This window comes from Streptomyces sp. NPDC046881, assembly GCF_040645015.1.
Lineage (GTDB): Bacteria > Actinomycetota > Actinomycetes > Streptomycetales > Streptomycetaceae > Streptomyces.
Map to the genome: position 1 here is coordinate 14,964 of NZ_JBEYXJ010000034.1, position 25,448 is coordinate 40,411.

The window sequence follows — 25,448 nt, forward strand, 5'->3', positions numbered from 1 at the left end:
CCGGAGCCGGCTCACCGCAGGACGCTCAGCGACAGCGCGAAGCGGCCCTGCGGGTCCGTCCACCAGTGGGTCAGCTCCAGGCCCGCGGCGGCCAGTTCCGCGGTCACACCCTCCTTCCGGAACTTGGCCGACACCTCGGTGCGCAGTTCCTCGCCCGCCGCGAAGTCCACGGCGAGATCCAGCGCGGGCACCTTCACGGTCTGCGCGGTGCGGGAGCGCAGCCGCATCTCGATCCACTCCCGCTCGGCGTCCCACAGGGCCACGTGGTCGAACGCGTCCGGATCGAAGTCGGCGCCCAGTTCGCGGTCGACGACGGCCAGCACGTTCTTGTTGAACGCGGCCGTCACCCCGGCCGCGTCGTCGTACGCCCGGACCAGCACCCGCTCGTCCTTGACCAGGTCCGTGCCGAGCAGCAGCCCGTCGCCCGGGGCGAGCAGCGAGCGCACCGAGCCCAGGAAGCGGGCGCGTTCGTCGGGCAGCAGATTGCCGATCGTGCCGCCGAGGAACGCCACCAGCCGGGGACCGGGCGTGGCGGGCAGGGTCAGCGGGGCGGTGAAGTCGGCGATCAGGGCGTGCACATCGAGGTCCGGGCGCTCCTCGATCAGGGCCTGCCCGGCCTGCGTGAGGGCGCTCTCGCTGACGTCGACCGGGACGTACGCCGCCAGGGGGAGCGCGTCGATCAGATAGCGGGTCTTCTCCGAGGAGCCCGAACCCAGCTCGACCAGGGTGCGGGCACCGCTGGCGGCGGCGATCTCACCGGACCGGGCGGCGAGGATCTCCCGCTCGGCGCGGGTGGGGTAGTACTCGGGCAGTTCGGTGATCCGGTCGAACAGCTCGCTGCCTCGGGCGTCGTAGAACCACTTCGGCGGCAGCCACTTGGGCGTGGCGGTGAGGCCGGTCAGGACGTCGGCGCGCAGCGCGGCGTCCGTCGCGTCCTCGGGGAGCGTGCGGGTGACGTGCAGGGGGCTCAACGGCAGGGCTCCTTCGGTGATGCGGGCGCCGGTTCGTCCAAGGGGGCGAGCAGCACTCCGGCGCGGCTCGCGGTGAGCACGGTGCGGTCGGGGACCTCCTGCCAGAGGGGGTCGTCGTCGTACGGCTCGGAGGCCACGACGGTGCTCCGGCCGGGCTCCGTGCGGTACCAGAGCGAGTCGCCCCAGGCGGTGGCGGCGATCATGGCTCCGTCGGTCAGCAGCAGGTTCAGACGGGAGGCGGGGGCGGCCCGGGCCAGTTGGCGAACCGATGCGCCCAAGGCTTCCTCCGGTTCGTCCCCGTGCCGCAGCCGGTGCAGGACCAGCGCCCAGACGAACGCCGAGTCGTTGCGGGCCTGGAGCGACAGCAGGTCGACCGGCGGCAGCGCGGACACCAGGGGCGCCGCCGAGTCCGGCCAGCCCGCGATCACCCCGTTGTGGCTGAACAGCCACCGCCCGGCCGCGAACGGCGCCGCCGCGGCCTCGGCGTCCGCCCCCGCCAGGGTGGCGTCCCGGACGGCCGCGAGCACGGCGCCCGAGCGCACCACCCGGCCCAGGTCGGCGAAGGACAGGTCGGCCCAGATCGGCCCGGCCCGCCGGTAGCGCGCCGGGACGGGATCGTCGGAGGTGTACCAGCCCACCCCGAAACCGTCGGCGTTGACCGTCCCGTGCCGCTGCCGGCGCGGCGCCCACGACTGCCGGAACAGACTGTGCGGGGGCTCCACGAGGAGCCGGCCGAGCGGCTCCTCCGGCCCCAGGTAGGCGAGGTGACGGCACATCAGACGGCCTCCGAGCGGGCGGTGCGGAACCCGGAGAAGATCTGCCGGCGGATCGGGTAGTCCCAGTTGCGGAACGTGCCCCGGCAGGCCACCGGGTCCACGGCGAACGAACCACCGCGCAGCACCTTGTACTCGGGTCCGAAGAACACCTCCGAGTACTCCTTGTACGGGAAGGCCGTGAAGCCCGGGTACGGCAGGAAGTCGCTCGCCGTCCACTCCCACACGTCACCGATCAACTGCCGGACGCCGAGCGGCGATTCACCGGCCGGGTAGCTGCCGGCGGGGGCGGGCCGGAGGTGCCGCTGGCCCAGGTTGGCGTGGTCGGGCGCCGGGTCGGCGTCGCCCCACGGGTAGCGCCGGGAGCGGCCGGTGGCCGGGTCGAAGCGGGCCGCCTTCTCCCACTCCGTCTCCGTGGGCAGCCGCCGTCCGGCCCAGCGGGCGTAGGCGTCCGCCTCGTACCAGCACACGTGCAGCACCGGCTCGTCCGGCGGGACCGGTTCCGTGATCCCGAACCGGCGCCGCAGCCACTGGCCGCCGTCCCGCCGCCAGAACAGCGGGGCCGAGATGCCGTGCCGCCGGATGTGCGCCCAGCCCTCCGGCGACCACCAGCGCTCGGTGTCGTAGCCACCGTCGTCGATGAACGCCTGGTACGCGGCGTTCGTCACCGGGGTCGTGTCGATCCAGAACGGCGCCACCTCCCGCGGGTGTGCCGGGCGTTCGTTGTCCAGCGCCCACGGCTCGCTGGAGGTGCCCATGGTGAACGGGCCGCCGGGGACGAGGACTTCGGCGGGTCCGGTGAACAGCGGGAGCGGATCCGGGTCCGGGGCGGTCAGGACCTGCGGGCCGGTGCGGAGCTGATGGGTGATCAGCATGGTCTCGTCGTGCTGCTGTTCGTGCTGGGCGATCATGCCGAAGGCGAAGCCGGCCTCGGTCAGCCGGGTGCCGTGGAAGTCGGCGGACTCCAGCAGGTCCAGCGCCCGGCCGCGCACCTCGGCCGCGTACCGGCGGGCCTCGGCGGGCGGCAGCAGCGGCAGCGAGGGACGCTCGGCCCGCGGGTGCTCGAAGGCGTCGTACAGATTGTCTATCTCGGGCCGTATCGCCTCCCGGCCGCCGACCGTCCGGAGCAGCCACAGTTCCTCCTGGTTGCCGATGTGCGCCAGGTCCCACACCAGCGGGGACATCAGCGGGGAGTGCTGGGCGGTGAGATCCGGTTCGTCGACGCAGCTGGTCAGCAACGTGGTGCGGTCGCGGGCGGTGGTCAGGGAGGCCAGCGCGCGCTCGCGCAGCGCCTCGCTGTCCGTCCCTTCGGCCAAGGTCCCGGTGTCGGTCTCGGGGGCGGTCATGTACGGATGTCCTTCCTCCCGTGGGCGGTACGCGTGCCCCCGGCGGGGCCGGATCGGGGCGGGTCGGTGGCGGGCAGCCGGTCCGGCAGGTCGTCGGCCGGGCAGCGGCCGCGGGCCACATAGCGGTCCCGGAACGCCGCCACGGCGTCGGTCACCCGGGCCGTGGCCCCCAGCCGGGGCAGCGCCTCCTGGGCCGCCGCGAAACAGGTGTCGGCGACCTCGCGCAGCTCCGGGTCGGCGAGCCCGAGCCGGGCCGCGTCGACCCACAGCGGGTTGTGCGGCGCGGGCAGGTTCAGGGTGCGTTCGGCCAGCGGTTTCACGGTGCGGTAGGCGCGTTCGGTGGCCTCCGGGTCGTCGAACAGCGCCGCCGTCACCGCGAGCGGCACCAGCCAGCCGTCCTCGCCGGGCTGCGCGTCGATCATCCGCAACTCCAGATGACCGCGCGGCCGGACCGGCGGGAACAGGGTCGTCAGGTGGTAGTCCAGATCCGCGCGGGTGGGCGGCCGGGGCGACCCGGAGCGGGTCCACTCCCGGAAGGTCAGCCCCGCGGGCACCTCCCACGGCCCGCTCTCCCGGCGGACGCACATCACCGGCGAGTCCAGCACGTGCCGGGCCCACGCGGTGCGCGGCTCGCCGTTCAGCGGGGGAGCGCCGGCCCGGCCGGCACCGATCTCCGTCCACATCAGCTGCCGGGTGGACTGCCAGCCCGTGGGCCGGCCGCCCAGCAGCGGCGAGTTGGCGAACGCGGCCACCAGCACCGCGCCCAGCTGGTGCGCCAGCCACCAGCGCCGGGCGTGCCCCAGCGGGCCGGGCTCCTCGTGGCCGGCGTCCACGCAGACCTGGACGGAGGCCGAGGTGCACATCATGTGACGGCCGGCGGGACCGTTGCGGTCCAGGCAGGCCTCCATGGCGTCGTAGCGCGGCTCGCGCAGGAACCTGCGGGGCGCGTGCCAGGGGTCGTGGCCGATGCCCGCGAGGCCGAGACCGTCCTTCGCCAGGACCGACCTCACGGTGTCCAGGTCGGCGGAGACGGTGTCGACGCACTCCATCAGGGAGGCGGCGGGCGGCGAGCTCAGCTCCAGCTGGCCGCCGGGTTCGACGGTGAGCGCCGAGCCCAGGGGTACGGCCCGCAGGGTGGCGTAGGCCGCTTCGAGCCGTTCGGGTGTGACCGGGAGCTGCGGCAGCTCCAGGGAGTGGACGAGCCACTCCAGCTCGACACCGAGGGTGCGGGGCGGGCCGGTCTTGAAGCAGATGCCCCGGACCAGGGCCTCCACCTCGGCCTCGGTGACGGCGGTGCGGTGTTCCGTACAGTCACCGCCGTCGCTCTGTGTATCGGACATGTCGGGTCCTCCTGAGGTTCCACCATGCCGCCGGCCCGGTGTCGTGTCCGGGCAGGCGCTCGTCCCACCCAAAACCTTTCCGCCGCATCGCACAAGGGTGCCAACCGGGACGTTCCGGATCCGTCACCTCCGTTTCCTTGTGCGTTACCGGGCCGTTCCGGGGACGGGAAACTCCGTTGCACCGCATCACCAGCATCACAGAGGATGCCTGCATGAGCACGACGGGGGAGACCGCGCAGGCCGCGGCCGCGGCGCCCACGGGGGTGGCGCCGTGAGCGCGCGCCTGCGCGGGATCGCTGCGGAGACGGAACGTATCGTCGCCGCGGGCCGGTACCCGGCGCCGGACGGGCGGGAGGTGTCCGTCGCGGACGCGGTCGAGGCCGCGCGGGCGGGCACCCGCATGTTCGGTCCCGCGCCGGTACCGGTCCCGCCCGCGGGACCCGTGGGAGGGACGGTCGTCGAGGTCACCGGCGAGAGCAGCCTGGAGGCGGCCCGCCGGCTGGCCGACGCCCCCGTCGCCGTTCTGAACTTCGCCTCGGCCCGGAACCCGGGCGGCGGCTACCTCAACGGCGCGCAGGCCCAGGAGGAGGCCCTGTGCCGCGCCTCCGCGCTGCACACCTGCCTGCTGACGGCCCGCGCCTTCTACGACCACCACCGCGCCGACCGCGACCCGTTCTACACCGACCGGGTGATCCACTCCCCGGCCGTCCCCGTCTTCCGCGACGACCGGGGCCGGCTGCTCGCCGAGCCGTACCACGCGGGCTTCCTGACGGCCGCCGCCCCCAACGCGGGCGTGGTCCGCCGGACGGCCCCGCACCGGGCCGGCGAGCTCCCCGCCGCCCTCGCCGCGCGCGCCGAACGCGTCCTGGAGACGGCCGCGGCCCACGGCTACCGCCGCCTGGTCCTCGGCGCCTGGGGCTGCGGCGTCTTCCAGAACGACCCGGCCCGGGTCGCCCACGCCTTCCGCACCCTGCTGGGCCCCGGCGGCCGGTTCGCCCACCGGTTCGAGCACGTGGTGTTCGGCGTGCTGGACCGGACACCGGGGACGGTGGTGCGGGAGGCGTTCGAACGGGCGTTTCCGGACGCGCGGGCCGGGGTCGGCGAAGCGGGCCGGATCAGGACGTAGGGCGTGTGGGGCACGGCCGGCCGCGGTGCCCGTGCGGGTGGGCCGTGGGGGCTGGTCTGGACATGGCGGGCGCGGGTGTTCGCGTCCGCGTGGGGCCGGGCGGGCCCGCCGCGGACGGCCGCCACGCCCGTGCGGACGGCCGGGTTCGAGCGGTGCGGGCGGGTCAGGTCCAGCCGTAGCGCTCGTGCAGGCGTTGGCGGACGAGGTTGAAGCGCATCCGGTCCAGGGCGCACGCCTCCCGGCGCATGCCCTCCTCGTGGAGGCGCAGCACGCGGTCCACGTCCACCCAGGAGTCCCGGCCCGACCGGTCCCAGGGCCCGCTGCCGATCGCCACCCACTCCCGGTCGCCGTCGTGCCGCTTGCTGGACAGCTGGACGGCGAGCAGGGTGCGGCCCGGCTCCCGGGCCACGACCAGCACCGGGCGGTCCTTGCCCCGCCCGTCGTTCTCCTCGAACGGCACCCAGGTCCACACGATCTCCCCGGGATCCGGGTCACCGTCGTGGGCGGGGGAGTACTCGGTGCGCACCCGGCCGACCGCGCGCGGATCGGCCTCGGTGGTGGCGTACGGGCCGTGCCGGCCCGGGACGTTCTCTTCGGTGGACGTAGTCACGCTGGCACCCTAAGGGCTGCGCCGGAGGGTGCGGCGTCCGGGCAACGGCTCAGCCGGGACGGAGGGTGTCACCCCCGACGTCCCGCACCACGCTGCACGAGTCGTCGCGGCCTCACAGGAGTTGCGCGCGTACCGCGCCGAGCGCGCCCAGCCGTGCGCACTCGGCTGCGGGCCGGCGCACCTCAACAGGGGCGCGGGCCGATCCGCATGCCCGGGCGCCGGGTCCTCGCGGGTGAGGAACTGCCCCGCTCGCGCAGCCATCTGTGGTACCTGGCCCTGGAGATCCTCAAGGCCGGCGCCCTGGTCGCCCTGGGCGTCTCCCTGCGCACGGCGTGATCCCGCGGGGCCGGCCGACGGGCCGCCGCCGCGGACCCGCACCGGACCTGCGGACCCGCACCGGACCCGCGGACCCGCACCGGACCCGCGGACCCGCACCGGACCCGCGGACCCGGCACCGGGCCCCGACCGTCGACCGTCGACCGGCTCGGGCGCACGCACGGCCGGGGCCCCTGGTGAGGGACCCCGGCCGTGGCCGGTCGCGTGACCTCAGCCCTCCTGCTCCACGGGCACCTTCTGCGGCGGAGGCGCCACCACTCCGTTGAGCGAGGGCGAACCGCCGTTCACCGGCTGCCCGTTGTCGCCCATCGTGGCGAGCAGCTTGCGGGCCAGACCCAGGCCCGTGCCGCCCATGGTGAGCGCCTTCGCGAACAGCTCACCCATACCGTCGGCGCCGTTGAGCAGCACCATGTTGTCGACGTTGCCGAACGCGGACGCGCCGGCCTGGACGATCTCCGGCCACTTCTCGGCGAGTTGTTGCGCGACGACCGCCTCCTGGTTCTCGGCCAGGGCCGCCGCCCGGGCCTTGATGGCCTCGGCCTCCGCCAGGCCCTGGGCGCGGGTCGCCTCGGCCTCCGCGAGACCCTTCGCCTGCGCGGCGGCCGCCTCGGCCTCACCGGTGGCCCGGGTGGCGGCGGCGCTCGCCGTGCCCCGGGTCTTGGTCGCCTCGGCCTCGGCCGCCGCGGCGGTCTTCACCCGGGTCGCCTCGGCCGCCGCGGCCAGCTCCGTCTCCTTCGCCTTGGCCTGGGCCGCCGAGATCCGTGCGTCGCGCTCGGCCTCGGCCAGCGTCCGCTTCTCGTACGCCCTGGCGTCCGCCGGCTTGCGGACGTCCGCCTGGAGCTGCTGCTCACGCCGGTTCGCCTCCAGCTCGGCGACCCGCGTCTCCTGCACCACGACCTCCTGCCGGGCCGCCGCCGCGGCGAGCGGCCCGGCCTGCTGGGCCTTGGCCGCCGCCTTGTCCCGCTCGGCCTGGTAGCCGGCCTGGAGGATCTCGCTGTCCCGGGTGGCCTCCGCCATCCGCGCGAACGACTGCTGCTCGGCCTCGGTGGCCAGCCGGTTCGCCTCCGCCTGGGCGATCCGCGCGTCCCGCTGGACGGCCGCCGCGTGCGGCATCGCCAGGTTCTGGATGTACCCGGTCGGGTCCTCGATCTCGTGGATCTGGAGCGAGTCCACGATCAGACCGAGCTTCTCCATCTCCGTACCGCAGGCCGCCCTGGTCTGCCCGGTCAGCTTCTCCCGGTCACGGATCATGTCCTCGACGGTCAACCCGCCCACGATGGACCGCAGATGACCGGCGAAGACGTTGTGCACCCGCTCCGCCATCAGCCGCTGCTGGTCCAGGAACCGCCGGGCCGCGTTGGCGATCGACACGAAGTCGTCGCCCACCTTGAAGATGACCACGCCCCGCACCTTCAGCGGAATGCCCTGGTGCGTCACGCAGTCCACGTGCAGCTCGGTCTCGTTCAGGTCCAGCGAGAGCTTGCGCACCGCCTGCACCCCGGGGAGCACCAGCGTGCCCCGCCCGGTGACGATGCGGAAGCCCATGCCCTCCTCGAGGCCCTCGGTGCGGTGCTTGGACCCGGAGATGATGAGCGCCTCGTTCGGCTCGGCGACCCGCCACATCATCTTGAACAGACCGATCAGTACGAGGACGGCAACGACGACCGCCCCCGCAACGACGCCGACAACCATCGGCATACGCCCCCTTTGCATGGTGCCCGTTCGGCACCGAACGAAGGGAGTGTGCGCCTGCCGGGGTCCCGGGTGAAGACGCTGGCGAATCCTTGTTGCAATCTTGACGCACGCCGCCCTCACCTGGGGCGACGCGGGCTCAACCGTCGTACGCCGCGGTGACGTAGACCGTCCTCGGCGGCAGGTGCTCCACGACCATCACCACCGTCCCGGTGGTGATCCGGGACCTGCCGTCGGCCGGATGGGCGAGGAAGTGTTCCGCGCCGCCGCGCACCCGTACGATCACCTCGCCCACCAGACCGGGCCCGACCGTCCCCGTCACCCGCCCCATCAGCCCGACCATCGACGCGTCCTCCATGGCCCCAGCGTACGGCCGGAACGCCGTTACGCGGCCGGGCTGTCCGCGTCCGCCCACCGCGGCGGCCACCGCTCGTGCCAGCCCAGCTCCGCCTCCAACTGCGCGGCCAGGGAGACCAGGAGCGGCTCGCTGTGGGCCGGGCCGAGCAACTGCGCGCCCACCGGGAGCCCGGAGCCGGTGAACCCGGCGGGCACGTTCACCCCCGGCCAGCCGAGCACGTTCCACGGCCAGGCGTACGGGCAGGCGGCGATGATCGCCCGGTCGGTCGCCAGCCCGCCGAGCCGGGAGAAGGCGCCGATCCGCGGCGGGGGCAGGGCGGTGGTCGGCGCGAGGATCACGTCGTACGAGCCGAAGAACGCGCCGATCCGCCGGTGCAGCACCGCCTCGGCCCGCCGGGCCGCCCGCAGCGGGGCCCCGCCGAGCAGCCGGCCCAGCCGGGCCGCGCCCCGGGTGCGCGGGTCGAGCAGCGCGGGGTCGGGCGCCTCGCGGACCCACTCGGCGATGCCGGCGGTGGCCCGGGGTACGAAGGTCAGCCCGATCTGCCCGTACGGCGGGTCGGCCTCCTCCACCACATGTCCCAACCCGGCAAGTTTTTCAGCGAGTTCGAGGACCCGGGCGCGGATCTCCGGGTCCAGCCGGGCGGCCACGGCGGTGAACGGCGGCTTCAGGGACAGGGCGATGCGCAGCCGGCCCGGGTCGCGGCCGACCGCGTCCGCCACCACCAGGGCGGGCGGCCGGTGCCGGTCGCGGTCGTGGTTGCCGCTCGCCGCGTCCAGCAGCAGGGCCGCGTCGGCGACCGTACGGGCGAGGGTGCCGTTGACCGTGATGCCGTGGAAGGACTCGGCGCGCGGCCAGGTCGAGATGCGGCCGCGCTGCGGCTTGATGCCGATCAGATGGGTCCAGGAGGCGGGGATGCGCACCGATCCGGCGCCGTCGGAGCCGAGCGCGGCCGGGACGAGCCCGGCGGCGACGGCCGCGGCCGACCCGCCCGAGGAGCCGCCCGGCGTGTGCCCGGTGTTCCACGGGTTGCGGGTCTCGCCGAAGGCCGGACCCTCGGTGAACGGCCACTGCCCCAGCTCGCAGGTGTTGGTCTTGCCCACGATCACCGCACCGGCCGCGCGCAGCCGCCGTACCGCCTCCCCGTCCGCGGCCGCCGGCGGGAACTCGCCCCGGCAGCCGAACGCCGTCGGCTCACCGGCCACGTCCATGTCGTCCTTGACCGCCACCGGCACCCCGAGCAGCGGGCGCCGCCCGCCGGCTGCCAACTCCCGGTCGGCCGCGTCCGCTTCGGCGAGCGCGGCCTCGGCGCGTACGATCCGGAAGGCGTTCAGCGAAGCCCGCGTCCCCTCGATCCGCGCCAGCGCCTGCTCCACCAGCGCCCGGGAACTCACCTCCCCGTCAGCGAGAGCACGACAACTCTCCGCGAGACCCGCGGCACGGTCAGGCGTCATGGGGGAGCACCTCCGGGAGGGCCGGGCACGGTTTCTACTGAACGGTAACCTCAATTCGGGGTGCACGTACGGTTTTCGCGCGGGTGTCTTCCGCGAGGCGTTCACGAGCATGGGCAGTGGCCGCGGGTTCATCCCAGCAGCCGGCGCAGCCAGGCGATCCGGGTGGCGCGGGCGGTGCGGGAGAGGGAGGCCTCCGGGGCCAGGGCGTCGAAGCAGTGGCAGCCCCCCGGCCAGACGTGGAGTTCGGCCACGCCGCCGGCCTGCCAGATGCGGGAGGCGTAGCCGACCACCTCGTCCCGGAAGGTCTCCGCCGAGCCGACGTCCAGGAAGGCCGGGGGCAGGCCGGAGAGGTCGGTGGCGCGGGCCGGGGCCGCGTACGGGGAGACGTCGGGGCCGCCGCGGCGGTCGCCGAGCAGGGCCGTCCAGGCGGTCTCGTTGGCGGTGCGGTCCCACACGCCCCGGCCGGCCATCTGACGGCTGGAGAGCGTGTCGTTGCGGTCGTCCAGCATCGGGCACATCAGCAGCTGGCCGAGCGGGTGCGGGCCCCGCCGGTCCCGGCACAGGAGGGCGAGCGCCGCCGTCAGGCCGCCGCCGGCGCTGGCGCCCGCGACCACGATCCGGTCCGGGTCACCGCCGATCTCCCGTGCGTGCTCCGCGGTCCACAGCAGTCCGGCGTACACGTCCTCGACCGGTGCCGGGTGCGGGTGTTCGGGGGCCAGCCGGTACTCCACCGACACCACCACCGCGTCCAGTTCGCGGGCCCAGGCCAGGGGTTCGGTCACGCCGGCCCGGTTGGTGCCGGCCACCAGCCCGCCGCCGTGCACGTGGTAGACGACCGGCAGCCCGGACCGGGCGGGAGCGGCCGTGGGCCGGCACACGAGGAGGGACACATCGGGGGCGCCCCGCGGTCCGGGCACCGTACGGTCCTCCGCCTCGAAGGCGCCGTCCAGGGTCACGTCGACCATCCCGAGGGCGGCGGCGCGCCGGGCGGACTCGACGTCGTCCGGGGTGAGCCCGGGCGCGAGCGCCTCCCGGAACGACTCCAGCACGGTGGCGAGCTCCGGATCGAACGGCGGCGGGACCAGGGACATCGCTCCTCCTCCCCTGAGGTGTCTGACTCGGCGGCGCGCCGGGCGGCGGCCCGTTGCCGGGCGAACCTCCCCTCCTCCGGCGGCGGCCCCTCGTCAGGTGCCCCGACACGGCGTACGCGGTCACCAGCCGTCTACCCCGTCGCGCCCGGACGACGACCCGCCGCAGCCGCGCTCCGCCAGGCCGGGCCACGGCGGCGGGTGTGAGCCGCGCTGTGAGATACCGGTCCAGGCCCCGGCGCCGCCGGAGCACCGACCGCCCGGGTGCCGGGCCGCGAGCCGGTGCCGCCACCCGGCAGCGCGCCCGCGCAGGGGGCTGCCGTACCGGCCGGACCCGGGCGGCGGCCGACTCGCGGGGCTCGGACGAGTGCCGAGGGGCGCCGGCAGGCATACGGCAGGGCCGGAGCCACGACGGCTCCGGCCCTTGCGGGGGGGTGTACAGCTCAGACGCCTGCGGGGAGTCGTACGGTCAGGCCCGCGCGGGAAGTCGCCCTCGCAGGGTGCCGTACGGTTCAGGCCGCCGCGCCCACGTTGCCGTGCAGGCGGGCCACGACCTCGGTCAGCTGGGCGGCGACCTCGGCGTCGTCGGCCGGGTGGGTCTCGGCGAAGCGGGTCAGGGAGCCGGGGATGGACAGCTTGATGTCCTCGATCACCTTGCCGCCGGCGATGCCCACGGCCTTGCGGGCCTCGTCCTGCGCCCACACGCCGCCGTACTGGCCGAAGGCGGTGCCGACGACGGCGACGGGCTTGCCGCCGAAGGCGCCGGCGCCGTACGGGCGGGACAGCCAGTCGATGGCGTTCTTCAGGACGGCCGGGATGGTGCCGTTGTACTCGGGCGAGAAGAGCAGGAAGGCGTCGGCGGCGTGGGCGGCCTCGCGCAGCCTGACGGCGGCGGCCGGGACGCTGCCCTCCACGTCGATGTCCTCGTTGTAGAAGGGGACGTCGGCCAGGCCCTCGAACAGCTCGACCTCGGCGCCCTCCGGCGCGAGCTTCACGGCCGCCTCGGCGAGCTGGCGGTTGTGCGAACCGGCGCGGAGGCTGCCGACGAGCGCGAGGATGCGAACAGACATGAGAACTCCAAGAAGCTGAAACATCGCGGTCACGATCCGGACCGGGGTCCGTTTAGTTTTCTACCACCCTAAGCGGACCGGGGTCCAGTTTTCTTCCCGATGCTTTACGCTGTCTTCATGTCCAGCGCCCTGCCGCCCTTCCCGAAGCCTCAGGAGCCCCTCGACGCACCCCAGTTGCTGGAGGTCGGCCCGGCTTCCGACGAGCCGTGCCTGCGCGCCGACGCGGCCCGCAACCGGGCCCGGCTGCTGGAGGCCGCCGCCCGGCTGATCGCCGAGCACGGGGTGGCCGGGGTCACGATGGAGGCGGTGGCCGCCGCGGCCCAGGTGGGCAAGGGCACGGTCTTCCGCCGCTTCGGCGACCGCACCGGACTGCTGATGGCCCTGCTCGACCACTCGGCCAGGCAGCTCCAGGCCGACTTCCTGAGCGGACCGCCGCCGCTGGGCCCCGGCGCGCCGCCCCTGGAGCGGCTGCGGGCGTTCGGCGTGGCGGTGCTGTACCGCACGGCCGAGCAGCTGGACCTGCAGCTGGCGGCCCAGCCGGAGCCGACCCGTCGGTTCACCCACCCCGCGTTCGGGTCGCTGCGCATGCACCTCACGGTGCTGCTCCGGCAGCTCGTGCCGGGCGCCGACTGCGACCTGCTCGCCCACACCCTGCTCGGCGCGCTGGACCCGGCGCTGATCCACCACCTGACCCGGCAGCGCGAGCTGCCCATGGAGCGGCTGGAGGCCGGCTGGCTCGACCTGGTCGCCCGGGTGACCGGCACGCAGCCGCCGCGCTGACCGCCGTACCGGACCGGGCGGGCCACCCGCCCGGTCGGTACCGTGCCCGGCGTCCGGTCAGTCGCCCTCCCCGGTGAACATCCCCACCAGTCCCTGCGGGGCGTCCGCGCGGAAGAGTAGCTCCTGGCTGCGCGCGGAGTCCGTCGCGGCCTCCTCCGCGCGCCGGAACATCCGGGCCTCGTAGGCGGCCAGCGCGGCCTCGGTGTCCCCGGGGGCCGCCGCCAGCGCGAGGCCCAGTTCGGCCCCGTCGAGCAGGGCCAGGTTGGCGCCCTCGCCGGCGAAGGGCGACATCAGGTGGGCGGCGTCCCCGAGCAGCGTGACCCCGGGCACCCGGTCCCAGCGGTGGCCGGCCGGCAGGGCGTGGATCCGGCGCGGCACCAGCGCCCCGTCCGCGTCCGCGACCAGCGCCCGCAGGCTCTCGTCCCAGCCGTCGAACTCCTTCAGCACGGCCGTCCTGGCCGCCTCGGTGTCGGTGAAGTCGATGCCGTCCAGCCAGTCCTCGGGGGCCGTCACGGCGGCGTACACGTGCAGGCTGCCGTCGGTCTCGCGGTGGGCGAGGAAGCCGCGGCCGGGGCCGAGCGCGAACAGCATGCCGCCGCCGACCACCGCCGCGCTCGCCGGGTGGCGCAGATCCCCCTCCAGCAGGTCCGCCTCCACGAACGACACGCCCGTGTACGCGGGCCGGGCGGCGGAGACCAGCGGGCGCACCCGCGACCAGGCGCCGTCCGCGCCGACCAGGACATCGGTGGTGAAGGCGGTGCCGTCCGCGAGCGTCACCCGGTGCCGGCCGCCGTCCAGCGGGCGCGCGTCGGTGACCTTGGCGCCCCAGCGGACCGTGCCCGCGGGCAGGGAGCCGAGCAGCAGTGCGCGCAGGTCCCCCCGGTCGATCTCGGGGCGCCCGCCGGTGCCCTCGTCGGGCTCGGCCAGGTGGACGGTGCCGTACCGGTCGAGCACCCGGGTGGCCTGGCCGCCGGGGTGGACCCGGGTGAGGAACTCCTCGTACAGCCCGGCCGCCCGCAGCGCCTCCTGGCCGGAGTCCTCGTGGATGTCGAGCATTCCGCCCTGGGTTCGGGCGCCGGCCGACGCCTCCAGGTCGAACAGCGCGGCCTCGATGCCGTGCACGTGCAGCACGCGGGCGAGCGCGAGCCCGCCCAGGCCCGCTCCGACGACGGCGACGGGGTGGTGGGGCAGGGGGGTGGCGGTCATGTGGCCTCCTGGCCTTCGGTCGGTACGGCGGTCCGCTCGATGCCGTTGATCAGGGCGCGGAAGGCCCACGACAGGCGGGCCTCGGGGGTGCCGGAGAGCAGGGCCTCCGCGTCGGCGGCGAGGTGCGGGTGGGTGGCGGCGGGCGCCTCGCGCAGGGCCCGGATCAGCGCCTGCCACTCGTCCGGCGACTGGTCCCCGGCGTGCTCGGCGGCGGTCGCCGTGGCGTGCTGAAGCAGCAGGTCCACGCCCCAGGCCGCCTGGGCGGCGGGCACCCCGCCGTCCCGCAGGAGGCCCAGCAGGGTCTCGATCAGCCGCAGGTAGTGCGGTCCGCTCGGCCGGGCGGTCAGCGCCGAGCGGGCCAGGGAGGGGTGCTCCAGGAGCATCGCGGTGTAGGAGGTGAGCACCCGCTCCAGCCGCTCCCGCCAGCCGCCCTCGGCCGGCGCCGGGCCGACCGTGCCGAGCAGCTCGTCCAGGACGGCCGCGTGCAGCTCGTCGGTGTTGCGGACGTAGACGTAGAGCGAGGCGGGGCCGGTGTCGAGTTCCCGGGCGAGCCGGCGCATGGTCACCTTGCGCAGCCCTTCCGCCCGCAGGATCGCGACGGCCGCGGCGATGATGCCCTCCCGGGTCAGGGCGGGCTTGGCGGGGCGCTCCCGGCGGGAGCGTGGAGCGTCGTTCATGCCGCCACCGTAACGAACATGTTCGTAGCGAACAAGTTCGTGCCGAACGTGTTCGCGCAAGGGGGCGGGGATGTGCCGTGTTTGTCGAACGATGAACCACCTTGCCCCGCCCGCTCTCGGCCCTCGCTCCTCTGCCAAGATGCGGTCTGTCATGGTGCAGATACCGAACACGCCCACGAGTGCCGATGTGGCCCGCCTGGCCGGCGTCTCGCGCGCGACCGTGTCCTACGTCCTCAACAACACCAGCGCCGTACGGATCAGCGAGGCGACCCGCCGGCGCGTGCACGAGGCCGCCCGGGAACTGGGGTACGTCCCGCACGCCGCCGCCCGCAGCCTGCGCGCCGGACACAGCCGTATGGTCCTCATGCCCGCCCCGCCCATCCCCGTGGGCCCGCTGTACGGCGGGTTCCTCAACGAACTCCAGTGGGCGCTCGGCCGGCTCGACTACACCGTCGTGCAGTACGGCAGCGTCGGCCTGCAGGGCGACGAAGCAGCCCGCGCCTGGGCCGAGTTGCGGCCGGTGGCCGTCCTGGTGCCCGGCGCCGGACTCGGCCGGGAAGGCGTCGCCCTGCTCAAACGCTCCGGCACCCGGGCCGTGGTCACCCTCGGTCCCGCCCGCGTCGACGGGGCGCACGCCCTGCTGATGGACCACGACGCCGTCGGCCACTGCGCGGGCACCCACCTGTACGACCGGGGCCGGCGCCGGATCGGTGTCGTCCTGCCCGCCGAGCCGGGTCTGGAGGCCTACTCCCGGCCCCGGCTCGCCGGCGTCCGCGAGGCGCTGCGCGGCACCGGCGCCGCCGTGACGGAGCTGCCGCTCGCCTACACCGAGGAGGCCGCCGCCGAAGTGGCCGCCGGCTGGCGCGCGTCGGGCCTGGACGGGGTGTTCGCGTACAACGACGAGTACGCCATGCTGCTGATGCGCGCGCTCCAGGACGAGGGGCTGCGCGTTCCCGACGACGTCGCCGTGATCGGCGCGGACGACCTGATGCTGGGCCGGCTGCTGCGGCCCCGGCTGAGCACGGTCCACATCGAGCTGCCTTCGGGCCGCGCCCTCGCCGAACTGGTCGACCGCGTGGTGCGCGATCCCGGCGGCGAACCGGAGGTGCACACCGTGCTGGGGGCCTCGGTGGTGCAGCGGGAGTCCAGCTGACCCGGTACCGCTGCCCCCGCACGCGCTACTGCTGCTGCGCCTGGCCCTGCTGGTCGGCGATGCTCTTGCGGACCTCGTCCATGTCGAGGTTGCGGGCCTGGCCGATCAGGTCCTCCAGCACCGGCGCGGGCAGGGCGCCCGGCTGGGCGAAGACCGCCACCTGGTCACGGATGATCATCAGCGTCGGGATCGACTGGATGTCGAAGGCCGCGGCCAGCTCCGGCTGCGCCTCGGTGTCCACCTTCCCGAACACCAGGTCGGGGTTGTCGGCGGCGGCCTTCTCGTAGACGGGCGCGAACTGCCGGCACGGAGGGCACCACTGCGCCCAGAAGTCGATGAGAACGAACTCGTTCTCACTGACCGTCTGGTCGAAGTTCTCCTTGGTCAGCTCCACGGTGCTGCTCATGGCGTGATTCCCACTTCCTGGTGTAGGGGGTGTGCCGACGGCGGAAACACGGTCACCCGGCCGCCTATTCCACCCGCGCACGCCTGTGTTCCGCGCGCGTACCCGTGTGGCCACGGCGCACACCACCCACCAGACTGACCCCATGACGGAAACGGAATCCATCGCGTACGACGTCGTGGTGATCGGGGGCGGACCCGTGGGGGAGAACGTCGCCGACCGCACCCGCGCGGCCGGGCTGACCACCGCGCTCGTGGAGAGCGAACTCCTCGGCGGCGAGTGCTCGTACTGGGCCTGCATGCCGAGCAAGGCCCTGCTCAGGCCGGTCATCGCGCAGGCCGACGCCCGCCGCCTGCCCGGCCTCGCCCAGGCGGTCCGGGGCCCGCTCGACGCCGCGGCGGTCCTCGCCCGCCGGGACGACTACACCTCCCACTGGCACGACGACGGCCAGGTCGCCTGGCTGGAGGGCACCGGCGCCGACTTCTACCGCGGCCAGGGCCGGCTGGCCGGACCGCGCACGGTCACCGTCACCGCCTCCGACGGCACGGTCACCGCCCTCACCGCCCGGCACGCCGTCGCCGTCTCCACGGGCACCCGCGCGCAGCTGCCCGACCTGCCCGGCCTCGCCGCCGTGAAGCCCTGGACCAGCCGCGAGGCCACCAGCGGCAAGACGGCCCCCGGCCGCCTGATCGTGGTGGGCGGCGGGGTCGTCGCCACCGAGATGGCCACCGCCTGGCAGGCCCTCGGCTCCCGGGTCACCCTGCTGGTCCGCGGCAAGGGCCTGCTGAACCGGATGGAGCCGTTCGCCGGGGAACTGGTCGCCGAGGCCCTCACCGAGGCGGGCGTCGACCTCCGCACCGGCACCTCCGTGGAGTCCGTCAGCCGCGAGAACGGCACGGTCGTGGCCGTCACCTCCGCCGGTGACCGGATCGAGGCCGACGAGATCCTCTTCGCCACCGGGCGCGTCCCGCACACCGGCGACCTCGGCCTGGAGACCGTCGGCCTGGAACCCGGCTCCTGGCTGGACGTGGACGACAGCCTCCGCGTCACCGGCACCGACTGGCTGTACGCGGTCGGCGACGTCAACCACCGCGCCCTCCTCACCCACCAGGGCAAGTACCAGGCCCGCATCGCCGGCGCCGCGATCGCCGCCCGCGCGTCCGGCAGCACCCTCACGGAGGAGCCGTGGGGCGCCCACGCGGCCACCGCCGACCACCACGCCGTACCCCAGGTCGTCTTCACCGACCCGGAGGCCGCCGCGGTCGGCCTCTCCCTCGCCGAGGCGGAACAGGCCGGCCACCGCGTCCGCGCCGTCGACGTCGAGTTCTCCTCCGTCGCGGGCGCGGGCCTGTACGGCGACGGCTACAAGGGCCACGCCCGCATGGTCGTGGACCTGGAGGAGGAAATCCTGCGCGGGGTCACCTTCGTCGGCCCCGGCGTCGGCGAACTCATCCACTCGGCCACCATCGCCGTCGCGGGCCGCGTCCCGCTCGACCGCCTCTGGCACGCGGTCCCGTCGTACCCGACCCTGAGCGAGGTGTGGCTGCGGCTGCTGGAGGCCTACCGGGACAACTGACGCGTCCGTCAGGGCAGGTCGAAGCCGAGTGCCTCGGCGGCCGGCCGGGGCGTCGGCTCGTTCCACAGCGCGGCGACCGCCTCGTTCGTCGACAGTGAGCGCAGTTCCGCGTGGTCCAGGTACAGGGTGCCGTCCAGGTGGTCCGTCTCGTGCTGGACGATGCGGGCCGGCCAGCCGGTGAACAGCTCGTCCAGGGGGTGGCCGTGCTCGTCCTCGGCGCGCAGCCGCACCTCGGCGTGCCGGGCCACCACCGCCTGCCAGCCCGGCACGCTCAGGCAGCCCTCGAAGAACGCGGCGCGGGCGGTGCCGACCGGCTCGTACACCGGGTTGACCAGCACCCGGAACGGCTGCGGCACGCGGCCCCGGGCCGCCGCGACCTCCTGGGGCACCGGCGCCGGGTCCTCCAGGACGGCGATCCTGAGCGGCACGCCGACCTGCGGCGCGGCCAGGCCCACACCGGGGGCCGCGTGCATGGTGGCGCGCAGCGCCTCGACGAACCGGGCCAGCAGCGCGGGCCCGAGCTGGCCGTCGTACGGCTCGGTGCCGCGGCGCAGCACCGGCTGTCCGGCCGCGACGATGGGCAAGGGGCCGCCGGCGGCGAGGAGTTCCTCGACCCGCTCGGCGAGCGGCGCGTGATCTCGGGGAGGTGCCATCGCGTCAGGATGCCACGCCCGCCCACCGGTCTCTGTGGCACGGGTCACCAACACCCCGGGGAACTCAGCCGCTTCGCGGTCCGACTCCTGGACCGTCACCGCCACCGCACCGAGCCCCGGAGAAGCCCCCAGATGACCACCGCTCCCTCGACCGTCCCGGCCGAGGCGTCCCGTCCAGCGGCACGCGACCGCTGGGCACCCCTGCGCCCCCTCGTGCTCCGCCTGCACTTCTACGCCGGTGTGCTGATCGCACCCTTCCTGCTGGTCGCCGCCGTCACCGGCCTGCTGTACGCGGGCTCCTTCCAGGCCGAGAAGCTCGTGTACGACCACGAGCTGACCGTTCCGGTGGGGGAGCGGGCGCTGCCGGTCTCCGCCCAGGTGGCCGCCGCCCGCAAGGCCCACCCCGAGGGCACCGTGGCCGCCGTACGCCCCGCGCCCGAGGCCGGCGCCACCACGCGGGTGCTGCTCTCCGGCGTGGAGGGCGTCGACCCCGAGCACACCCTCGCGGTGTTCGTGGACCCGTACACCGGGAAGGTCCGCGGCGCGCTGGAACAGTACGGCTCGACCGGCGCGCTGCCGCTGCGCACCTGGATCGACGAACTGCACCGCGACCTCCACCTGGGCGAGACCGGCCGGCTCTACAGCGAGCTGGCCGCCAGCTGGCTGTGGGTGATCGCGGGCGGCGGCCTGGTGCTGTGGTTCTCCCGGCGCCGCGCCCTGCGCCGGGTCCGCGGCACCAGCGGCCGGCGCCGCACCCTCGGCCTGCACGGCACCGTCGGCGTCTGGACGGCCGCCGGGTTCCTGTTCCTGTCCGCCACCGGCCTGACCTGGTCGGCGTACGCCGGCGCGAACATCGACGAGCTGCGCACCTCGCTGGGCCAGGCCACCCCGTCGGTCTCGGCGGCCGTGGCCGGCGGAGAGCACGCGGGCCACGGCTCGGCGGCCGGCACCGGCGGCACGGCCGAGCACGGCGTGGGCCTGGACAGGGTGCTCGCGGCGGCCCGCGCGAAGGGGCTGGACGACCCGGTGGAGATCGTGCCGCCGGCGGACGCGCACAGCGCCTGGGTGGTCAGGCAGGTCCAGCGCGGCTGGCCCACGAAGCAGGACTCCGTCGCCGTCGACCCGGCCACCGGGCAGGTCACCGACGAGCTGCGGTTCGCCGACTACCCGGTGCTCGCCAAGCTCACCCGCTGGGGCATCGACCTGCATACCGGCGTCCTGTTCGGGCTCGTCAACCAGATCGCCCTCGCGCTGCTCGCGCTCGCCCTGGTCCTGCTCGTCGGATGGGGCTACCGCATGTGGTGGCAGCGCGGCCGGGGCTCCGCCTTCGGCCGGCCGGTCCCGCGCGGCGCCTGGGCCGAGGTGCCGCCGTACCTGCTCGTCCCGGCGCTCGCGGCCGTCGCCGTGCTCGGCTGGTTCGTGCCGCTGCTCGGCATCCCGCTGGCCGGCTTCCTCGCCGTCGACGTCGTCCTCGGCGAGATCGCGCACCGGCGCGGGCGCCGCACCTACGGGGGTGCCGGCCGGGTGAAGTAGCGTGGGGCGACACGCCGACGCCGAGAGAGGGGACACGGGACGATGGCGCGGGAGGGCGAGCGGGCCCGGCGGCGCGGCCAGGGTGAACTGGAGGGCCAGGTCCTCGGCGCGCTGCGCGAGGCGGACGGGCCGGTCACCGCGGCCTGGGTGCAGCAGCGCCTCGGCGGCGACCTCGCCTACACCACCGTCGTCACCATCCTGACCCGGCTGCTCGCCAAGGACGTCGTCGCCCGCGAACGGCACGGCCGGTCCTTCGTGTGGACGCCGACGGCCGACGTGGCCCGGCTGGCCGCCCTGCGCATGCGCCGCCTGCTGGACGGCGAACGGGACCGCGAGGCGGTCCTGGCCAGCTTCGTCACCGCCCTGCCGCCCGGCGACGAGCAGGTGCTGCGGGCCCTGCTCGACATCCCGGGCCCGGACGCCGGCGGTACGGAAGACTGACCGCCCATGGGGGTCTTCGTCTTCCTGCCACTGGTGCTGCCGCTGTCCGCGTGGCCGGTCGCCCGGCTCGCCGAGACCCGGCTGCACCCGCGCACCGCCACCCGGCTGCTGACCGCGGTCGCCGTCGTCATGGCGGTGTGCAGCACGCTGTGCCTGGCCCTGCTCATGGTGGTCGGCACCGCCCAACTGCCCGGTAATCCCCTGCCGGACGGCTGGTCCGACCCCGAGGTGCGGGCCGCCGTCCCCTACGACGAGGTGGCCGGCCGGGCCGCCATCCCCGCGCTCGGCGTGGTCGCCGCCGCCTGCGGGCGCACCCTCCGGCGGCACCGCCGGGTGACCCGCCGGGCCCGCCGGGCGCTGGCCGGGGTGCCGGGGCGCACGGTGGCGGTCCTGCCGGACAGCACGCCGTACGCGTACGCCCTGCCCGGCGGCCGGGGCCGGATCGTGGTCACCACGGCGCTGCTGGCCGGGCTCGCGCCCGCGGAGCGGCGCGCCCTGTTCGCCCACGAGCGGGCCCACCTGAGCGCCTGTCACCACCGGCATCTGCTCGCCGCGCACCTGGCGGCCCGCGCCAACCCGTTCCTGCGTCCGCTGCGCACCGCCGTCGTCTACACGGCCGAGCGGTGGGCGGACGAGGAGGCGGCCCGCGCGGTCGGCGACCGGCGCACGGTGGCCCGCGCCATCGGCAAGGCGGCCCTGCTGTCCCCGGGCACCCCGGCGCCGACCCTGGCCGCGCTGGCGGCGGCCGGTCCGGTGCCGCGCCGGGTGGCCGCGCTGCTGGGCCCCGCGCCCGTGGCCCGTACCTGGCCGTCGGCGTTCACCCCGGTCGGCCTGGCCGCCTGGGCCGCGGCCGCCGGGGCACTGGTGTCCGCGATGTCGTCGGCGAACTCCGCCGTCACCCTGTTCCTGGTCCTGCAGGCGGCGACCCCGCTGTGATCCGCGGCGCGGGGACGGCGGGCCGGCGGCCCGAGACATGCCGGCGGCCCGGCCCCTGACGGGAACCGGGCCGCCGGCCGGCTCACTCCTGCGGGAAGTCGCCCGCGAGCGCCGAGGCGATGCGCAGGTGCCGCTCCGCCTCCTCGTGCCGGGCCTGCCGTTCGAGCGTGCGGCCCAGCATCAGCCGGGCGTAGTGCTCCACCGGGTCGCGCTCCACGATGGTGCGCAGCTCGGCTTCGGCGCGGCGCAGCTGGGCCGAGTGGTAGTAGGCGCGGGCCAGCAGCAGCCGCGGTCCGGTCTGCTCCGGCACCTCCTCGACCAGCCGGGCCAGCACCCGGGCCGCGCCCGCGTAGTCCTTCGCGTCGAAGAACAGCCGTGCGCGCTCCCAGCGCTCGGCGGGGGTGCCCCGGTCGTAGTACGTGGTCTCCACTTGCGTCTCCACTCGTGACCTCCTTCGACGGCCACAACGGGACGCAGTTGTTTAATATTCCACTACCTTGGTTGGGGGGCCTACGGCCTCCGGCGGCGGGTCCTACGGCCGGCGGAGAGCCGCCAGCTCGGCGTCGGCCCGCTCGGTGACCAGGGCGAGCACACGGCCGGCCACCGCCCGGTCCTCCTCGGGGATGCCCGCGTACAGCCGTGCGGAGAACACCGCGGCCTCGGCGGAGGTCGTGGCGTACAGCTCCCGCCCGGCCTGTGTGATGCGCACGCTCGACGGCCCCTCCGGGACGATCAGGCCCGCGGCCGCCAGGCCCTCGATCGCGCGCCGGGCCTCGCCCTCGTCGGCCTTGACCGCGCTGACCACGCCGTCCGCCAGGTCGGCGCGCTCGACCGGCCCGTCCGCGACGGCCGTCAGGCGCAGGGTGATGGACTGCAGGTAGTCGATGCCGTGTGGGGTGAGCACGTGCTCCAGGACGGCGCGGGAGGCGTAGTGGGCGAGGGCTATGGTGCGGCCGTCGGCGCGGGGTGCGGTGGTGGTCATGACTGCTCCGTCTCGTGATCGGTGGTGCCGAACGGGTCAAGCGGTGCGTCGAGAAGGGTCGTCAGGTCGCGGGTGAACTCCCGGGCGCGCGGGCTGTCGGGGCCGCCGAGCGGGGCCAGCAGCTGGCGCAGCAGTCCCTGGACGACGTCGATCGCCTTCCGGGTGGTCTCGCGGCCCTGCTCGGTGAGGGCGAGCTGCACCGCGCGCGGGTCGTCCGGGTCCCGGGTGCGCTCGATGAGCCCGGCCGACTCCAGACCGCGGGCCAGCTTGGAGACGTACAGGGCCTCCAGGCCGGTCCGGTCGGCGAGGCGGCGCTGGCTGGGGCGCTCCCCGAGGCGCTGCATGCCGTGCAGCGAGGCCACCACCACGTACTGCGCGTGGGTCAGGCCGAGCGGGGCCACCGCACGGTCCACGGCGACCCGCCACTTCATGGACAACCGCCACACCAGGAAACCGGGCGTGGCCCCTTCGGACACCTTGCTCATGGCAAATACAGTACATGGCTACTATGTACATGGCTACTAAATAGGCCGTGCCGCCGGCTTCCGCAGCGCGGGGCGTTCCGGGCGCCAGGTGGCGACCAGGGCCGCCGCGAGCAGGAGTTCGGCGATGTCGCCGCCGTAGTACATGATCTCCGCGCCGCCCCGGACCTCGCCGGCGGGAGCGTGCACGTGCACCCAGAAGCCGCCGTACATCAGTTGGGCGACGACCGCGTGCACGGCGATCGCGCATCCCAGGACGACCAGCCGGGCGCGCACCCCGGGACGGGCCGGGGCCGGGTCGGGCCCGGCGACGGAGTACGCGAACAGGCACCCGGACAGCAGGAAGTGCGCGTGCAGCAGCCAGTGTCCGGCCGGATGGGCCACGACGGTGTCGTAGAGCGGGGTGAAGTACAGGACCGGGAGGCTCCCCGTGGACAGCAGCAGGGCCGGGACCGGGCGCGAGAGCAGGCGGGACGGGCCGCTGTGCAGGAGCGCGGTGACGCGGCGGGCGCGGGCGGCGGGAAGCGCGCGCAGCAGGAGGGTGACCGGGGCGCCGAGCACGAGCGCGAGCGGGGCGTACATGCCGAGGAGCAGGTGCTGGGCCATGTGCCCGCGGAAGTCGCGGTGGGCGAACGGAGCGAGCGGCGGCAGCAGCGCCACCGCCAGCAGGGCCAGGCCCGCGCCGAAGGCGACGGTCCGCCGGCGACTCCAGGGCCGGTCGCGGCGGTGCGCCCGGCGCACCAGCAGCAGGTAGCCGCCCGCGCACACCAGCAGGGCCAGAACCGGCAGCAGCACGCCGAACACACCGCCGCTCTCGTGGTGGGGGGTGTGGTGGTGGTCCATCAGGCGGCGCGTCCGTTCCGTCCGGCGCGCGGGGCCGCCGGGTCGAAGGGCCGTGCGCCCCGCCGCAGCAGCAGGCCGCCGGCCACCAGCAGCGCGCCGAGGACCAGGAAGGCGATGTCCCACCACACCTGGTGCGGCCCGCCGTGGACATGGTGGATGCCCAGGATCTGATGGTCCACCAGGCCCTCGACCAGGTTGAACAGCCCCCAGCCGGCCAGGATCCAGCCCCACAGCACCCGCGAGGCCCACACCTGCCGCCGGCCGGTGGTCACCCGGCCGTACAGGACGGCGAGTCCGCCGAGCACGGCGAGCCAGCACACGGTGTGGAAGACGCCGTCCCACACGGTGTTCATCTCCAGCCCGGAGACGGTGTGGGGGTCGTAGTACCGGACGCCGATGCGGTCGTGGTCGGTGCTGCTGAGCATGTGGTGCCACTGCAGGAGCTGGTGCAGCAGGATGCCGTCGAGGAATCCCCCGAGCCCCACTCCCAGGAGGATCCCGGGCAGTTGCAGGCTGGCGGGCGCGGTGTCGGCTCGGGGGGCACGTACGGTGGTGGCCATCGCTCCTCGTCTCGGTCGGTTCCTCGGTCGTTCGGGGGGCAGCGGATGCCCTACCGAGAGCTACCAGTTACCCGGCTTCACCGCTGCGGCACGCTCGGCCATGTGTGCGAAGCGGGCGGAACGGCCGGAATCCCTCCACTCGGATTCGGCCCCACGGGCGCACTTACGCGCCCTTCGTGCCGGGCGAAAGGCTGATAAGCCATAACTTGCTCGGTTTGGCCAGCGTTTCACCGGATGCGGGTGACTGCCCGCGACCGTATGTGGAAGGACAGGGAACCGATGAAACGGGTTACCCGAAACAGTGTGATCGCCATCGCCGCCGCTTCCGGCGCCATGGCAGTGGCGGGGCCGGTCCACGCCGACTCCGCCGCGGACGGCTCCGCGGGCGGCTCGCCCGGGCTGATCTCCGGCAACGGCATCCAGCTGCCGGTGCACCTCCCGGTGAACGTGTGCGGGAACACCGTGAACGTCGCCGGGCTGCTCAACCCGGCGATGGGCAACGGCTGCACCAACGCGGGCGACCACACCGCCGGGAAGCAGAAGGCAGAGACCGCGGCGCGGGGCGGGGCCACCGCCCACGGCACCGAGCAGAACTCGGCCGGCGTGATCTCCGGCAACGGCATCCAGCTGCCGGTCGATCTGCCCGTGAACGTCAGCGGCAACACCGTGAACGTGGTGGGCATCGGCAATCCCGTCTTCGGCAACACGTCTGTGAACGGCCCCGGGGACCACCCCGAGCCCAGCGCACCGCCCGCGTCGGAACCGCCCGCGTCGGAACCGCCCGCGTCGGAACCGCCCACGCGGGTCACCCCGCCGGTGCGCTCCGAGCCTCCGCGGCCGCAGCACCCGCCGACGGTGCACTCGCTGCCGAAGCCGGTCCCGGTCGTCGTACGCCAGCCGCCCGGCACCCTCGCGCGCACCGGTGCGGACGGCACCTGGACGGCGGCCCTCGCCGGCCTGGCCTCGATGGCGGGGGGAACGGTCCTGTACCGGCGCTTCCGGTCCAGGGCGGCCGGCCGGGCGGGCTGACCCGCGCCCCGGGCACATCCCGGCCCAGGGAAC

28 protein-coding genes are annotated in these 25,448 nt (G+C 75.0%); 9 read left to right on the plus strand and 19 right to left on the minus strand.

Features of this window, described 5'->3' with window-relative positions; genetic code table 11:
• Positions 1 to 11 precede the first annotated feature (11 nt).
• Genes egtD through egtA form a run of 4 tightly spaced genes read right to left on the minus strand, consistent with a single transcriptional unit; the run spans position 12 to position 4,430 of the window.
• Entirely contained in the window at positions 12 to 971 is a 960-nt protein-coding gene (egtD, locus tag ABZ923_RS18475) for an L-histidine N(alpha)-methyltransferase (protein ID WP_361472491.1), read from the minus strand.
• Entirely contained in the window at positions 968 to 1,747 is a 780-nt protein-coding gene (gene egtC / locus ABZ923_RS18480) for an ergothioneine biosynthesis protein EgtC (protein ID WP_361472494.1), read from the minus strand. The genes egtD and egtC overlap by 4 nt, the downstream gene beginning before the upstream one ends.
• The gene (gene egtB, locus ABZ923_RS18485) at positions 1,747 to 3,090 is read right to left on the minus strand and encodes an ergothioneine biosynthesis protein EgtB (RefSeq protein ID WP_361472497.1); all 1,344 of its coding nucleotides are present in this window, start codon (positions 3,088 to 3,090) and stop codon (positions 1,747 to 1,749) included. Before egtB ends, egtC begins: the two co-directional genes overlap by 1 nt.
• Entirely contained in the window at positions 3,087 to 4,430 is a 1,344-nt protein-coding gene (gene egtA / locus ABZ923_RS18490) for an ergothioneine biosynthesis glutamate--cysteine ligase EgtA (RefSeq protein ID WP_361472500.1), read from the minus strand. Before egtA ends, egtB begins: the two co-directional genes overlap by 4 nt.
• A gap of 271 nt (positions 4,431 to 4,701) precedes the next feature.
• Here egtA and ABZ923_RS18495 point away from each other — a divergent pair, with 271 nt between their 5' ends.
• Positions 4,702 to 5,556, plus strand: a complete 855-nt coding sequence (locus ABZ923_RS18495) for a TIGR02452 family protein (protein ID WP_361472503.1) — start codon at positions 4,702 to 4,704, stop codon at positions 5,554 to 5,556.
• 163 nt (positions 5,557 to 5,719) lie between these two features.
• On the opposite strand, the gene ABZ923_RS18500 is transcribed toward ABZ923_RS18495, so the two are convergent.
• Complete coding sequence (locus ABZ923_RS18500; RefSeq protein ID WP_361472506.1) at positions 5,720 to 6,166, minus strand: type II toxin-antitoxin system PemK/MazF family toxin; 447 nt, start codon at positions 6,164 to 6,166, stop codon at positions 5,720 to 5,722.
• A gap of 207 nt (positions 6,167 to 6,373) precedes the next feature.
• On the opposite strand from ABZ923_RS18500, the gene ABZ923_RS18505 reads away from it, so the two are divergent.
• On the plus strand, positions 6,374 to 6,502 hold the full coding sequence (locus tag ABZ923_RS18505) for a hypothetical protein (RefSeq protein ID WP_361472509.1): 129 nt from the start codon (positions 6,374 to 6,376) through the stop codon (positions 6,500 to 6,502).
• A gap of 210 nt (positions 6,503 to 6,712) precedes the next feature.
• Here the strand turns inward: ABZ923_RS18505 and ABZ923_RS18510 are convergent, their stop codons facing one another.
• From ABZ923_RS18510 to ABZ923_RS18530, 5 genes are all read right to left on the minus strand, one after another.
• Positions 6,713 to 8,200, minus strand: coding sequence for an SPFH domain-containing protein (locus ABZ923_RS18510; protein WP_361472512.1), 1,488 nt, complete (start codon positions 8,198 to 8,200; stop codon positions 6,713 to 6,715).
• A gap of 133 nt (positions 8,201 to 8,333) precedes the next feature.
• Positions 8,334 to 8,552, minus strand: coding sequence for a hypothetical protein (locus ABZ923_RS18515; RefSeq protein ID WP_361472515.1), 219 nt, complete (start codon positions 8,550 to 8,552; stop codon positions 8,334 to 8,336).
• Positions 8,553 to 8,578: 26 nt separating this feature from the next.
• On the minus strand, positions 8,579 to 10,003 hold the full coding sequence (locus ABZ923_RS18520; protein ID WP_361472517.1) for an amidase: 1,425 nt from the start codon (positions 10,001 to 10,003) through the stop codon (positions 8,579 to 8,581).
• A gap of 128 nt (positions 10,004 to 10,131) precedes the next feature.
• Positions 10,132 to 11,094 carry an alpha/beta hydrolase gene (locus ABZ923_RS18525; protein ID WP_361472520.1) on the minus strand — a complete coding sequence of 321 codons (963 nt, stop codon included), beginning with the start codon at positions 11,092 to 11,094 and terminating at the stop codon, positions 10,132 to 10,134.
• Between the two features lie 509 nt (positions 11,095 to 11,603).
• Entirely contained in the window at positions 11,604 to 12,161 is a 558-nt protein-coding gene (locus ABZ923_RS18530; RefSeq protein WP_361472523.1) for an NAD(P)H-dependent oxidoreductase, read from the minus strand.
• Positions 12,162 to 12,260: 99 nt separating this feature from the next.
• Here ABZ923_RS18530 and ABZ923_RS18535 point away from each other — a divergent pair, with 99 nt between their 5' ends.
• Positions 12,261 to 12,941 (plus strand): helix-turn-helix domain-containing protein, encoded by a 681-nt coding sequence (locus ABZ923_RS18535; protein WP_361472526.1) that lies wholly within the window; start codon positions 12,261 to 12,263, stop codon positions 12,939 to 12,941.
• Positions 12,942 to 12,998: 57 nt separating this feature from the next.
• Here ABZ923_RS18535 and ABZ923_RS18540 read toward each other — a convergent pair whose 3' ends face one another.
• Positions 12,999 to 14,147, minus strand: a complete 1,149-nt coding sequence (locus tag ABZ923_RS18540) for an NAD(P)/FAD-dependent oxidoreductase (protein ID WP_361472529.1) — start codon at positions 14,145 to 14,147, stop codon at positions 12,999 to 13,001.
• Positions 14,144 to 14,824, minus strand: coding sequence for a TetR/AcrR family transcriptional regulator (locus ABZ923_RS18545; RefSeq protein ID WP_361472532.1), 681 nt, complete (start codon positions 14,822 to 14,824; stop codon positions 14,144 to 14,146). Before ABZ923_RS18545 ends, ABZ923_RS18540 begins: the two co-directional genes overlap by 4 nt.
• 151 nt (positions 14,825 to 14,975) lie before the next feature.
• Between ABZ923_RS18545 and ABZ923_RS18550 the strand changes: the two genes are divergently transcribed.
• On the plus strand, positions 14,976 to 15,977 hold the full coding sequence (locus ABZ923_RS18550; protein ID WP_361472535.1) for a LacI family DNA-binding transcriptional regulator: 1,002 nt from the start codon (positions 14,976 to 14,978) through the stop codon (positions 15,975 to 15,977).
• Positions 15,978 to 16,002: 25 nt separating this feature from the next.
• Here the strand turns inward: ABZ923_RS18550 and ABZ923_RS18555 are convergent, their stop codons facing one another.
• Entirely contained in the window at positions 16,003 to 16,383 is a 381-nt protein-coding gene (locus ABZ923_RS18555; RefSeq protein WP_361472538.1) for a thioredoxin family protein, read from the minus strand.
• 142 nt (positions 16,384 to 16,525) lie between these two features.
• Between ABZ923_RS18555 and ABZ923_RS18560 the strand changes: the two genes are divergently transcribed.
• Positions 16,526 to 17,956 carry an NAD(P)/FAD-dependent oxidoreductase gene (locus tag ABZ923_RS18560; RefSeq protein WP_361472541.1) on the plus strand — a complete coding sequence of 477 codons (1,431 nt, stop codon included), beginning with the start codon at positions 16,526 to 16,528 and terminating at the stop codon, positions 17,954 to 17,956.
• Between the two features lie 8 nt (positions 17,957 to 17,964).
• On the opposite strand, the gene ABZ923_RS18565 is transcribed toward ABZ923_RS18560, so the two are convergent.
• Positions 17,965 to 18,609 carry a peptide deformylase gene (locus tag ABZ923_RS18565; protein WP_361472544.1) on the minus strand — a complete coding sequence of 215 codons (645 nt, stop codon included), beginning with the start codon at positions 18,607 to 18,609 and terminating at the stop codon, positions 17,965 to 17,967.
• Between the two features lie 132 nt (positions 18,610 to 18,741).
• Between ABZ923_RS18565 and ABZ923_RS18570 the strand changes: the two genes are divergently transcribed.
• Genes ABZ923_RS18570 through ABZ923_RS18580 form a run of 3 tightly spaced genes read left to right on the plus strand, consistent with a single transcriptional unit; the run spans position 18,742 to position 21,519 of the window.
• Entirely contained in the window at positions 18,742 to 20,142 is a 1,401-nt protein-coding gene (locus ABZ923_RS18570; protein WP_361472547.1) for a PepSY domain-containing protein, read from the plus strand.
• 42 nt (positions 20,143 to 20,184) lie between these two features.
• Positions 20,185 to 20,583 (plus strand): BlaI/MecI/CopY family transcriptional regulator, encoded by a 399-nt coding sequence (locus tag ABZ923_RS18575; protein ID WP_361472550.1) that lies wholly within the window; start codon positions 20,185 to 20,187, stop codon positions 20,581 to 20,583.
• Positions 20,584 to 20,589: 6 nt separating this feature from the next.
• Positions 20,590 to 21,519 carry a M56 family metallopeptidase gene (locus ABZ923_RS18580; RefSeq protein WP_361472553.1) on the plus strand — a complete coding sequence of 310 codons (930 nt, stop codon included), beginning with the start codon at positions 20,590 to 20,592 and terminating at the stop codon, positions 21,517 to 21,519.
• An 82-nt stretch (positions 21,520 to 21,601) separates the two neighbouring features.
• Here the strand turns inward: ABZ923_RS18580 and ABZ923_RS18585 are convergent, their stop codons facing one another.
• The 5 genes from ABZ923_RS18585 to ABZ923_RS18605 form a co-directional block, all read right to left on the minus strand.
• The gene (locus ABZ923_RS18585) at positions 21,602 to 21,949 is read right to left on the minus strand and encodes a tetratricopeptide repeat protein (RefSeq protein WP_361472665.1); all 348 of its coding nucleotides are present in this window, start codon (positions 21,947 to 21,949) and stop codon (positions 21,602 to 21,604) included.
• Positions 21,950 to 22,051: 102 nt separating this feature from the next.
• Positions 22,052 to 22,501 (minus strand): MarR family transcriptional regulator, encoded by a 450-nt coding sequence (locus ABZ923_RS18590; protein WP_361472554.1) that lies wholly within the window; start codon positions 22,499 to 22,501, stop codon positions 22,052 to 22,054.
• Positions 22,498 to 22,986, minus strand: a complete 489-nt coding sequence (locus ABZ923_RS18595) for a MarR family transcriptional regulator (RefSeq protein WP_361472556.1) — start codon at positions 22,984 to 22,986, stop codon at positions 22,498 to 22,500. Before ABZ923_RS18595 ends, ABZ923_RS18590 begins: the two co-directional genes overlap by 4 nt.
• Positions 22,987 to 23,022: 36 nt before the next feature.
• Entirely contained in the window at positions 23,023 to 23,826 is an 804-nt protein-coding gene (locus ABZ923_RS18600) for a cytochrome c oxidase assembly protein (RefSeq protein ID WP_361472559.1), read from the minus strand.
• Positions 23,826 to 24,386, minus strand: coding sequence for a DUF2243 domain-containing protein (locus ABZ923_RS18605; RefSeq protein WP_361472562.1), 561 nt, complete (start codon positions 24,384 to 24,386; stop codon positions 23,826 to 23,828). Before ABZ923_RS18605 ends, ABZ923_RS18600 begins: the two co-directional genes overlap by 1 nt.
• Positions 24,387 to 24,689: 303 nt before the next feature.
• Here ABZ923_RS18605 and ABZ923_RS18610 point away from each other — a divergent pair, with 303 nt between their 5' ends.
• On the plus strand, positions 24,690 to 25,415 hold the full coding sequence (locus ABZ923_RS18610; RefSeq protein WP_361472565.1) for a chaplin: 726 nt from the start codon (positions 24,690 to 24,692) through the stop codon (positions 25,413 to 25,415).
• Positions 25,416 to 25,448: the final 33 nt, after the last annotated feature.